Genomic DNA, 11,784 nt, shown 5'->3' on the forward strand with positions numbered 1-11,784 from the left:
TGAATTATCTTTTTTATAATTAAGATTTTAAAATAGACTCATCTGGCGGAAATACCAGAAGCGGAACTTCTATCTGCCTGGAGAGTTTCTGTGTATGGCTTCCTTTAAATATTCTCCTTAAAACAGGATGATGGTGATGCACAATAGCTACCATATCTATATCCTCCTGGCTAATAATCCAGTTAAGCCCATTATCTACAGCTATGTTCCAGATTTTTTCATATTTAATTTTTTTTGGATGGTTAATCTTTTCAATGACATCACTCATAAATACATCCATTTTATGTTGTTGCCTACTACTTTTATCAATTTCTTTATCAGTAATATGAGTAATCGTAATTTCGGCGTTCAATGAACTGGCCAGATTAACCAGTTGTTTTAAGGGCCCTAACTCCCGGCTGTCAAAATTTGTAGCAAATACAATTTTACTTATATTCTTAAAGCTCGCGGAGTAAGGAACAAATAAAACGGGGAAATCTGCCTTTTCAATCATATCCTTACTATTACTACCTAATAAAAATTGAATTACCCCGCTCGCTCCGGCCATTCCCATTACTACCAGGTCTACTTCTCTCTCTTTGACCAGGGAGTGAACTACATCATACACAGTCCCTGTATTACTTTCATATGTTATCCGCGGGCATTTTTTTTGTGTGTCCTCCAAATTATCGGGATCACATAATTTTTTAACCAATGCGTCCAGTTCACTTGCAGCTTCCTGCTTTAGCGTTGCATAGTCCATTAAAGGCCATACGACCTGCGCTGCCATTGGCGCTTCAGCGGGAACTTTAATCGCATTGCATAACAACACATCTGCCTCCAGCATTTTTGCAAGTTGTACAGCGTATCTTACTGCATTTTCGGCTGGTACAGAAAAATCAGTTGGTATTAAGATCTTTTTCATGATATATGTTTTTAATAAATGGTCTGGTATTCATGAACTTCTTAACAAAGATTCTGAAAAAAAACTTATCAAAACATGACCACAATCATTTAAGCAAATGATAATCAACATAATACATAAACATAAGACAACCTGTTTCTAAACTAAAAATATCTGAAGGAAGAATTAGTGATTTAAATCATTTCTACACATGCTGAATATCATTAAAATTAGAAGTCGGAAACCACAAATGAAATAGTTCTGGACAAAACAAGAAGATATTTCTACCAAATACTTGGAGAGATATTTTATTCAGTTGCATCGACAGAGAAGAAAACCAGTAAAGAAGAACTGGAAAAAATTGCTTTTATTGTAAGGAATGAATGGCTAAAATATAATGATACCGATAAACAGTGCGGACCTGATTACATGATCCAAATTGAAATGGCATTTTATAAGCTTGCGGAAAACAATTGGGATATGATCAATGCAATTGAGCATTTAGCTAATTTTAAAAAGGATCATCCTGATTTTTCTACTGCCGTCAAAACACTAATTTTAAGAAATGCAATTGCTATAAACTTTTCAGGAAAAAACAAATTCGAGCTGGTCATGCTCAATGAAATAGAATATATACTTTCTTAATCAAAAAAATAGCATAAGCAGTAACAAAAGGAATGAGTTATTTGGATTACTTATAATTGGATCGCGCAACAAGTTTCGCTATATTCTTTACCCAAATTTTGCGGCCTTCTGTCTCAATTATATCTTCGGATTTAAGTTCTTTTAATAATCTGATCACATTTTCTTTAGCAATTCCTGCAATGTTTGCCAGATCACGAAATATCAATAGTAATTTCCTGACCTTCTGCTGTCTCAATTTTAAATTTTTCACGGATAACAATCAAAGCAATTGCTAATCTTTCCACAGCAGACCGTTGAGCAAAAACTGAGATATTATTTGCAAGTACAGCATATTCATGGCTTAACGTTTTCAACAAACGGTTGGCTAATAAGGTAGAATTACTTAATACAGTCAAAAAATCATCTTTAGGAATAAAACTGATCACACTTGATTCAAGTGCAGCAGCAAAGTCGGGATAACGTTCTTCAGATAAGATAGCATGGTAACCAATCAACTCCCCTTTATTTGCTACATAAATAATTTGCTCCTTACCCGTCTGATCAACTTTATATTTTTTGACCATCCCATGGTGTATATAGAATATGCCAGATGGGACAACTCCTTCTCTGAAAATTATTTCTCCCTTTTGATATTTCTGCTCACCCTGCCGGCCAATCAAAATTTGATATTCTTCATCCGAAAGGATACTCAGAATCGATTGAGTGGTAAAATTCCATTTATCAATAGGGAAAATTCCTGATAAGCTCATTCAGCAAAGATACGATTTATTAAGGCTGATATATATCATTCATCTTCCATTGATTATTGATCACGAAAAATTACGTAAGTATATAAGAGCGTATCTAAAGCAACTGAATTGTGTACTGTTTAATGTTAAAGGGGATAGATTCTCTATTTTCTTCTCTAATCCATCAATGTAATCATGTACAACATAGTTTTCTCCCTTAAGCTGATCGACGGAACTGAGTATGATAGTCTCCACCTGCGGATAATCCTGTGCTTTACCTATTTGATCCAACATTGATGATACATAATTTTCTAACATCATTTTTCTATATTATTATTACTTTCTATTAGATTATATTACTTTCTAATCCACATTTTAAGAGGTTTTTGATCATCTTGTTCAACAATTTCATAGGCTATAGGAATTTCATGTTCATATCCATGATAAGTAACCAGACGTGTCCCGGTCGGCATATTATCAAGTACCCTGCACAAATAATTGGAATAATAGGTATACAGACCCGGGGAATAATCGACAGAATTATCAATACGGCCTACATCAATTAAATTCTCTGCAAAAGAATTATAGAAATAGATACTATCATATATATCGAGATTCAATTGGGTGAAATTACCATTGATAAACTGTACGTTATTAGCTCCACTCCTTTGTTGTGCCTGTAAAGCAATATCATGCAGATCTTCTCTTTGTTCTATCCCATGAAATTCAGAGTCAGGAAAAAAATGTGCTGCTGCAATACAAAATTTCCCAACACCACTTCCTATATCCAAAATTTTTGAACCCGATACCGGTGCCAAAAATGAAGCGGCCTTTTTGGAGATTGCCAGAGGAGTCCAATGGATTTTTGAAATCTTTCTTAATTTCTCAGGTAAAAAGCTATCAAAAACAGTATCATTAAGGTAATAATCCGAAGGTAACAAAATGGATTCCATGTAATTATAATAATTTTATTCCATTTAAAGACAGATAAAACAGACCGGATATTAGGGAGAAATCTTACGTAAAAATCATTAATCCAAGAAAAATTCCAACGATCATGATAACATATAGAAGGATTTCTGTGATCGCAAAGTTTTTATATCTGCTCCAAAATGAAAGGTCTTCTGAGGGTTCATCCTTTTTATTCATAAGAACGCAATTAAACAAAGGGCTTTAATAAATTCATAAAGCAAAATTACTGCTAATTAGTTCCCTTTTTATAGAAACATATCAGCACAAAAGTTGATAAAAATCACTTTTTAAATAAGAAACAGACATTTTTTTTTATTTGCATTAATTCATTCCTGCCAATATATTCCACTAAGGTTTAATAACTCTTTTTACTGCAATTGCAGTTTTTTGATAATATCGCTTAGCTTTTATTCTAAAAAAAATATCGTAGAGTAAAGCATAAATCAAAATACCAATTGGCCCGTAAAAAGCTTTAAATCTAAAATGATGAAAGAAATAAGCCCCAACAATAGCACCTGTCATAAAAAAGAATATGATAACAAGTCTAAGTTTGATTTTGGCCCGAAGGGCTGACTGGGAGCCCTTTTCTTTATTAAAGAGTTGCGCCAGTTCTATACCCAGATCAGTAAAAGTTCCAGTAAGATGGGTCGTTCGGACTACAGAGCCCGAAATTATAGATACTAAAGAATTTTGCAAGCCCATTGCAAAAAGCAAACTCCCTGCAAAGATTTCTTTAGAGACTAGAGTTCCATCATAACTTTCCCCATATAATCCTGAAAAAAACAAAATAATTATTTCAATGAAAATAGGAATAGAATAAGAGTACCTCTGGTTGTGTCCCGTAAAGGATAGTATCAGACTTGAAATAAATGCCCCCGCTAAAAAAAGGAACATCCATAATGCAACAACCTGAGCAGTTTTCCAATCCTGCAAAGCAATTCTTTCAGCAAATAACGCAGCATGACCAGTAACATTTGTGGTTAATACTGAGAATCCCAGAAATCCTGCTGCATTTACAAACCCAGCAGTTAATCCAAGTAAAGTCGCTAATCTGAGGTTATGTTGAGGGGTACGTTTTGCCCCTAAGTGTCTTAACATGGGTGTTATTTATTACTTTTAGACGACAGCAGGCATTCTTTATAAATTGAGCAGAAAATAAGCTAATCAGCTATAATTATAAAGAATGCTAACCGTCCTGCAGGCCAATTTAGGTATTTTTAACTTTGCTTGCGAACATACTGTGTAAGGATAACAATCAGTTGACCTTCCACCCTACCCTCAATCTGGTCTTTATTGTCATCAACAAGTTTAATGTTCTTAACTACGGTACCCAATTTTGCACTTAAACTAGAGCCTTTAACGTCCAGTGTTTTTATCAGAATTACTGTATCACCATTTTCCAGAATGTTATTATTGCAGTCTTTATGAAATTCTACGGCAGAATAGTTCTCGTGATCGCCCGTAGACTTAGCCCAAACCAGAGTTGCCTCATCAAGAACATCATATCAAGATTGTCTATAGCCCAGCTTTCCTGTCTTAATCTGTTTAACATTCTCCAGCTAACCACTTGAATACCGGGAATTTCACTCCACATGCTAGAACTAAGACATTGCCAGTGCTTACTATCCAATACCTCTTTTTTTTCAATTTGCGCCAAACATTTCCCACATACCATCACACACTCTTCGACAGTATTTCTTGTTTGAGGAGGAACTTCATAAATACTTAATTTATCATCTGATCCACACAGTTCACATTTATTTTCACTTCTACTACGCAGCTGTTCTTCCAGTTTCATATTGTTAATTGATAAGGGCGCCAAATGTACACATTATTAAATAATTTCATAATTAAGAGTTTTACAAGAATTATTTGGGTCTGTTTAAAGGGTAACCACAGATTATTCCAATTTTGACGCAATTCTTAATTACCTCGCCAAAAACTGATAAATATCACTTTTAGCAATGATTTCTTACGGTAAAACAATTTGATTTACCCAATAGATTTGCATGTGACTAAATCTTATCGACTTCTATGCTGTCCATTTATGGACAATCATCCTTAAAAAAGGAATCCAATATGGAATTTAGAGAATAACAGAGACTTGCACTGGATACCAATGAGATTGTTAACAAATTATTATACCACAATACATGAGCATATATACAATTAACAATCAGCATCGAAGAATCAAACCAATTTTCAAAAGGAAACCAGTCCAATACAGATAGTCAAAAAGAAATAATTATGCCATGTCATTAAATATAAAAATGGCAATTAATACAAAATTTAGATAATGAATTTATTAGAAAAGAACTTACTAAAATTAGGGCCTTTAGGCATGCATGCACATTATGCTCACGGATATTTCTCTTATCCAAAATTAGAAGGTGAGTTAGGCAATCAGATGTTCTTTAACGGAAAACAGAAACTCGTTTGGAGTTTGAATAATTATCTGGGTCTGGCAAATTGTAACGAAGTACGCAGAGCTGATGAAGAAGGAGCAAGACAATATGGTTTAGCTTACCCAATGGGTGCAAGAATGATGACCGGTAATACAATTCTACATGAGTTGCTGGAAGAGAAGCTTTCGTCTTTTGTAAATAAGGAAGATACTTTTTTACTTAATTATGGTTATCAGGGTATGCTTTCAATTATTGACAGTCTCCTTGATCGTCATGATGTGGTTGTATATGATTCAGAATCTCATGCATGCATAATAGATGGTTTAAGATTACATATAGGTAAACGCTTTGTTTACAAACATAATGATATTCAAGATTTTGAAAAACAATTAATAAGGGCTAAGAAACTTACAGATGTTAGTAATGGCGGAATCCTTGTCATTACTGAAGGTGTATTTGGCATGCGTGGGGACACCGGGAAATTAAAAGAAATAAGTGCTTTTAAAAAGAAATTCGATTTTACTTTCCTGGTTGATGACGCACATGGTATCGGGGTTATGGGGGCTACCGGAGCGGGAACAGGTGAAGCACAAGGAGTTCAGGCTGACATTGATCTTTATTTTGCCACCTTCGCCAAGTCTTTTGCTGCAATAGGTGCCTTTGTCTCAGGAAAAAAAGAAATTATACAATACCTGAAATATAACATGCGTTCGCAAATTTATGCTAAGGCATTGCCGATGCCCCTGGTTTATGGATTACACCAGCGCCTTAGCTTAATTAAAAGTAGGCCAGAACTTAGAAGCAAACTGTGGGAAATCACGAACCTATTGCAAAAAGGTTTAAAAGAAGCTGGATTAGAAATTGGCAATACAGAGTCTCCTGTTACACCGGTTTATTTAGAAGGGTCAATCGACCAGGCTACCACATTGGTCAGAGACTTAAGAGAAACTTATGACATTTTTTGTTCATTGGTTGTCTATCCAGTAGTTCCTAAGGGAATGATCATCCTTAGACTTATACCAACAGCCAGTCATACTATCCAGGAGGTCGAACGGACAGTCGAAATATTTAAAAAAGTCAAGCACAACTTTTCACCGGAGAATACGACAACCAATACCAGCTGTCTTAATCAAATCCCATCAAAAATTGAAGAATTAGCTTATGATAAACTCAAAAGATAACTCATTAGAATATTTAGGTATTAAAAGCAGTAAAATAATACGCTGGAATCTTCCAGTCTCCGAATTAATTAAAGATTCGATTCTTGCAAAGCAAGGGGAACTTACCACATCCGGAGCTCTTGTCTGCAGTACTGGTCAATTTACAGGGAGGTCTCCGAAAGACAAGTATATCGTAGTTGATGGCCAAACTGAAAAAACAATATGGTGGGGAGAAGTAAATCATAAGCTTTCAATCCCATCATTTGAACGTCTTTACTTGAAAGTAGCGGCTTATTTGTCAAATCAGAATCTTTATGTAAAAGATGTATTTGCATGCGCAGATCATAATTACAGGCTGAGCATTAGACTGGTTACTGAATATGCATGGCAAGGGCTTTTTGCGCATAATCTTTTTTTAAGGCCACAGGATGAGGAATTGATGAACTTTAAGGAGGAATGGCTTATACTTTCTGCACCAGGTTTTATAGCCGATCCTAAAGAAGATGGCATTAGATCTGAAAATTTCACAATTATAAACTTCTCAAAAAAAATTATCTTAATTGGTGGAACAGCTTATACCGGTGAGATCAAAAAAGCAGTATTCACAGTATTGAATTACATCTTGCCACAAGAGAAAAATGTATTACCCATGCATTGCAGTGCAAACATAGGTGAGCGTGGTGATACGGCTATTTTCTTTGGATTATCCGGAACAGGAAAGACAACGCTTTCAGCAGACCCTGCCAGAAGATTAATTGGAGATGATGAACATGGATGGGATGCAAATTCTGTCTTTAATTTAGAAGGCGGGTGTTATGCAAAATGTGTCAACTTAAGTCAGGAAAAAGAACCTCAAATATTTAATGCCATAAAATTCGGAACACTACTGGAAAATGTCAGCTTATACCCAAATAGCAAAGAAGTCAATTATGCTGATACTTCTAAAACAGAAAACACAAGAGCTGCCTACCCTATTGATTTTATGGAAAATACGGTTAAACCTTCTTTGGGAAAACCACCTGAAAATATATTTTTCCTAACTGCTGACGCATTTGGGGTCTTACCTCCAATTTCAAAATTAAATGTACGTCAGGCCATGTATCATTTTATTTCAGGGTATACCTCTAAAGTTGCCGGAACAGAAATCGGAGTTACAGAGCCACAAATCACCTTCTCGGCCTGCTTTGGAAAACCATTCCTTCCCTTACATCCTGTACGATATGCCTCAATGTTAGGGGAAAAACTTAAAAGTGCTTCAATAAACGTGTGGTTAATTAATACTGGCTGGACTGGTGGAAGTTACGGAAAGGGCGAGCGTATTCAATTAGCATATACCAGAGCAATGATTACCGCAGTCTTAAATGGAAAGTTAGATGATGTAGTTTTCCAAAAACACAAAATATTTGAATTAGAAATGCCGCTAAGCTGCCCAGGAGTTCCAGCTGACCTTTTAAACCCAGAAAACACCTGGGCTGACAAAGCTGAATACCTCTTAAAAGCTAAAAATTTAGCGGACGAGTTTGCCAGAAATTTCCGCCAGTACAAAGAACATTAATACAATTAACATTAAATAAATTAATTATGAAGTATCCAAATAACTTGTTTTATACCAAAGACCATGAATGGATCAGTTTTGATGATAAATATGCCATTATAGGCATAACGGACTTTGCTCAAAATGAACTTGGGGACATCGTCTTCGTAGATATACCAACATTAAATTCAATAGTTAACAAAGATGAGGTTTTCGGTACTGTAGAGGCTGTTAAAACAGTATCAGATTTATTTATGCCCGTGACAGGGATCGTCGTTGCAGTAAATCCAGAAATTGAAAAGAAACCAGAAATAGTTAATCAGGATCCTTATAACAGTTGGCTGATTAAGGTGCTGGTGAATGCCCCTGAACAAAAAGAATCTCTTTTAACTGCCGGAGAATATAAAGCCTTAATTGGGGCAGACACGCATTAACATCAGTAAATAATCACCCAATTCCCTTTCGTTAAATGGTACCTCATCAAATACAAAAAGAATAAATGAATTCAATTAATCAATTTAAAAACAGACATATCGGGCCAGATAGCTCAGAAATAAAAAGTATGCTGGCAGTTATTGGGGTTAACTCTGTGAATGAGATGATTGATCAAATCATTCCGGAAGAAATAAGATATACCAGGGCACTAAAAATATCACCGGCACTTAATGAGTATGAATATATCAAATCATTAAGAAAAATTGCTGCTAAAAATGAAGTTTACCGAAGCTATATAGGCCTGGGTTATTATAATACGGCAATGCCTGCAGTCATCCAGAGAAATGTATTTGAAAATCCCGGATGGTATACCGCTTACACACCTTATCAGGCCGAAATATCTCAAGGAAGACTTGAGGCTTTGTTAAACTTCCAGACAATGGTCTCAGACCTTACAAGTTTGCCGCCGATTGCAAATGCATCCCTTTTGGATGAAGGTACTGCAGCTGCCGAAGCAATGCTGATGTTTTTCCATGCACAAGGCAACCCTGGGAATATCGATAAAGCAAAAAAATTCTTTGTATCTGAACATTGTTTCCCACAAACTATAGATATATTAAAAACCCGATCTGAGCCATTAGGGATTGAATTAATTATTGGTAATATCGATGTTATAGAACTTGATAAATCATTCTTTGGATTAATAATTCAATATCCAGATGTAAATGGAGAAATCCTTGACTACCAGGAATTGGTAACCAGGGCTAATGAATTAAATATTAAGATCTGTGTAGCCTCCGATTTAATGGCTCTAGCCATATTAAACCCTCCAGGAGAATGGGGTGCAGATTGTGTAGTAGGAAATAGTCAAAGATTTGGAATGCCATTAGGATTTGGTGGTCCTCATGCTGGATTTTTCTCTTGCAAGGAAAGTTTTAAAAGACTGGCACCGGGTAGAATCATAGCGTATCAAAAGATACTGATGGAAATCAAGCTTATCGAATGGCCCTGCAAACCCGTGAACAACACATTAAACGTGAAAAGGCAACTTCAAATATATGCACAGCACAAGCCTTACCTGCAATAATGGCAAGCATGTATGCAGTATACCATGGCTCCAAAGGGCTCAAATCCATCGCGTTTGAAATACACTTTAATACCTGTATTCTTGCTACCGAATCAGCTAAGTTAGGTTACCAGTCTAAGACTAAAGTATTCTTCGATACGCTAGTATTTGAAGGAGATATTGATAAAATTAAAATATTAACAGAGCAAAAAAAAAAAGATCAATCTAAGATACATCGATGATAAACTCTTTGCCATTTCAATTGATCAGACAACGTCAGCTGAAGATTTAAAAGACATCTTATGGATTCTTGCTCAGGCTAAGGGATTAACCCTAAGAAAAATTGGCGACTTAGAGTATTCTCCAATATCCATGTCCAGTTTTGTTAGAACCAGTCCTTTCTTGAGCACCCGGTATTCAATAAATATCACAGTGAGACCGAAATGATGCGTTATATCAAACGCCTGGAGAATAAAGATTTATCTCTCGTACATAGCATGATATCATTGGGGTCCTGTACTATGAAATTAAATGCCGCCTCAGAATTACTTCCACTTACCTGGCCGGAATTTACGGACATCCATCCCTTTGCTCCCTTGAGTCAGGCTAAAGGTTATTTAGAAATTATAGATGAATTAAGCAAAGATCTATGTGAAATCACAGGATTCAAAGCTATTAGTTTTCAACCTAACTCAGGTGCCCAGGGTGAGTATGCCGGACTCATGGTTATTAAGGCCTACCATAAAACCAATAATAATCAACATAGAAACATTACTTTGATACCATCATCAGCTCATGGAACCAATCCAGCTTCTGCTGCTATGGCTGGAATGAAGATTGTCATTGTAGGCTGTGACGAACAGGGGAATATCGATGTAAATGACCTTCGTCATAAAGCAGCAAGAGAGTATAAAGACATATTGGGTTGTTTGATGATCACTTACCCTTCCACTCACGGCGTTTACGAAACATCTATTAAGGAAATCGTTGGATTAATTCACGAAAATGGAGGTTTGGTTTACATGGATGGTGCTAATATGAATGCACAGGTAGGATTAACTAGTCCGGGTTATATTGGTGCCGATGTTTGTCATCTGAACTTACACAAGACTTTTGCCATTCCACATGGTGGTGGTGGTCCAGGCATGGGCCCAATAGCTGTTGCTGAGCATTTAGTCCCATTTTTGCCGGCACACATTACAATTGCTAAAAATGAAAATGCAATTTCGGCAGTCTCTTCTGCACCTTTTGGAAGCGCATTAGTATTATTGATTTCTTATGGATATATCAAAATGCTTGGTTCGGTGGGACTAGTGGAATCAACTAAAACGGCTATTCTGAATGCAAATTATTTAAAGGATTCGCTAAAAGGATATTATAATATCCTGTTTTCAGGTAAAAACGATCGATGTGCACATGAATTCATTATCGATTGTGGCATATTCAAGCAATTGGCAGGAGTTGAAGTCGGTGATATAGCAAAGCGATTAATGGATTATGGTTTTCATGCGCCAACTGTTGGATTTCCCGTTCACGACACGCTTATGATTGAACCAACTGAAAGTGAAAATAAGCATGAACTTGACAAGTTTGTCCAGGCAATGATCTCCATTAGGAGTGAAATAGACGAAATCATTCAGAAAGAATATAACCAGCAAAATAATGTATTGAAAAATGCTCCTCATACTATGACTGAATGTTTAAAGGATGATTGGAATAAACCATATAGCAGAGATAAGGCCGCATTCCCAACTCACTCGACAAGAGGAAGTAAGTTCTGGCCATCAGTAAGCAGAATAGACAACGCACTAGGGGACAGAAATTTAATCTGCACTTGCCCTTCTATAGAAAGCTATATAGCAGGTTAATCTATATCATAAATTCTGAAAAGAGTCTGAATACTTAAAAACACACCACTAAACCTGGGAGCCCCGGTTAGGGGCTCCTTATTAAAAT

General features: G+C 36.0%; 13 protein-coding genes and 1 pseudogene. 6 read left to right on the forward strand and 8 right to left on the reverse strand.

Features of this window, described 5'->3' with window-relative positions; genetic code table 11:
• Positions 1-19 precede the first annotated feature (19 nt).
• Positions 20-904: a universal stress protein gene (locus ACWYN3_RS11445; RefSeq protein WP_456221261.1), complete on the reverse strand. Its 885-nt coding sequence runs from the start codon at positions 902-904 to the stop codon at positions 20-22.
• Positions 905-1,312: 408 nt separating this feature from the next.
• On the opposite strand from ACWYN3_RS11445, the gene ACWYN3_RS11450 reads away from it, so the two are divergent.
• Positions 1,313-1,528 (forward strand): hypothetical protein, encoded by a 216-nt coding sequence (locus ACWYN3_RS11450; protein WP_456221262.1) that lies wholly within the window; start codon positions 1,313-1,315, stop codon positions 1,526-1,528.
• Between the two features lie 46 nt (positions 1,529-1,574).
• Here the strand turns inward: ACWYN3_RS11450 and ACWYN3_RS11455 are convergent, their stop codons facing one another.
• The 7 genes from ACWYN3_RS11455 to ACWYN3_RS11485 form a co-directional block, all read right to left on the reverse strand.
• A complete protein-coding gene (locus ACWYN3_RS11455) occupies positions 1,575-1,778 on the reverse strand; it encodes a helix-turn-helix domain-containing protein (protein ID WP_456221263.1) in 204 nt (67 codons plus the stop codon).
• Positions 1,720-2,277 carry a Crp/Fnr family transcriptional regulator gene (locus ACWYN3_RS11460; RefSeq protein WP_456221264.1) on the reverse strand — a complete coding sequence of 186 codons (558 nt, stop codon included), beginning with the start codon at positions 2,275-2,277 and terminating at the stop codon, positions 1,720-1,722. The genes ACWYN3_RS11455 and ACWYN3_RS11460 overlap by 59 nt, the downstream gene beginning before the upstream one ends.
• A 60-nt stretch (positions 2,278-2,337) precedes the next feature.
• Positions 2,338-2,550: a hypothetical protein gene (locus ACWYN3_RS11465; protein WP_456221265.1), complete on the reverse strand. Its 213-nt coding sequence runs from the start codon at positions 2,548-2,550 to the stop codon at positions 2,338-2,340.
• Between the two features lie 62 nt (positions 2,551-2,612).
• Entirely contained in the window at positions 2,613-3,209 is a 597-nt protein-coding gene (locus tag ACWYN3_RS11470) for a methyltransferase domain-containing protein (RefSeq protein ID WP_456221266.1), read from the reverse strand.
• A 367-nt stretch (positions 3,210-3,576) separates the two neighbouring features.
• Entirely contained in the window at positions 3,577-4,326 is a 750-nt protein-coding gene (locus ACWYN3_RS11475) for a YoaK family protein (RefSeq protein ID WP_456221267.1), read from the reverse strand.
• A 119-nt stretch (positions 4,327-4,445) separates the two neighbouring features.
• A complete protein-coding gene (locus ACWYN3_RS11480; RefSeq protein WP_456222965.1) occupies positions 4,446-4,709 on the reverse strand; it encodes an alkylphosphonate utilization protein in 264 nt (87 codons plus the stop codon).
• The gene (locus ACWYN3_RS11485) at positions 4,661-5,026 is read right to left on the reverse strand and encodes a hypothetical protein (RefSeq protein WP_456221268.1); all 366 of its coding nucleotides are present in this window, start codon (positions 5,024-5,026) and stop codon (positions 4,661-4,663) included. The genes ACWYN3_RS11480 and ACWYN3_RS11485 overlap by 49 nt, the downstream gene beginning before the upstream one ends.
• Positions 5,027-5,524: 498 nt before the next feature.
• On the opposite strand from ACWYN3_RS11485, the gene ACWYN3_RS11490 reads away from it, so the two are divergent.
• The 5 genes and pseudogenes from ACWYN3_RS11490 to gcvPB all read left to right on the forward strand — a co-directional run bounded on the left by ACWYN3_RS11490 (position 5,525) and on the right by gcvPB (position 11,696).
• Positions 5,525-6,814, forward strand: coding sequence for an aminotransferase class I/II-fold pyridoxal phosphate-dependent enzyme (locus ACWYN3_RS11490; protein ID WP_456221269.1), 1,290 nt, complete (start codon positions 5,525-5,527; stop codon positions 6,812-6,814).
• Positions 6,795-8,348, forward strand: coding sequence for a phosphoenolpyruvate carboxykinase (ATP) (gene pckA / locus ACWYN3_RS11495; protein ID WP_456221270.1), 1,554 nt, complete (start codon positions 6,795-6,797; stop codon positions 8,346-8,348). The genes ACWYN3_RS11490 and pckA overlap by 20 nt, the downstream gene beginning before the upstream one ends.
• A gap of 26 nt (positions 8,349-8,374) precedes the next feature.
• Entirely contained in the window at positions 8,375-8,761 is a 387-nt protein-coding gene (gene gcvH / locus ACWYN3_RS11500; protein WP_456221271.1) for a glycine cleavage system protein GcvH, read from the forward strand.
• A gap of 128 nt (positions 8,762-8,889) precedes the next feature.
• Positions 8,890-10,070, forward strand: a pseudogene (locus ACWYN3_RS11505) (glycine dehydrogenase).
• 201 nt (positions 10,071-10,271) lie between these two features.
• Positions 10,272-11,696 (forward strand): aminomethyl-transferring glycine dehydrogenase subunit GcvPB, encoded by a 1,425-nt coding sequence (gene gcvPB, locus ACWYN3_RS11510; protein ID WP_456221272.1) that lies wholly within the window; start codon positions 10,272-10,274, stop codon positions 11,694-11,696.
• Positions 11,697-11,784: the final 88 nt, after the last annotated feature.

The organism is Pedobacter sp. NJ-S-72 (assembly GCF_053890575.1).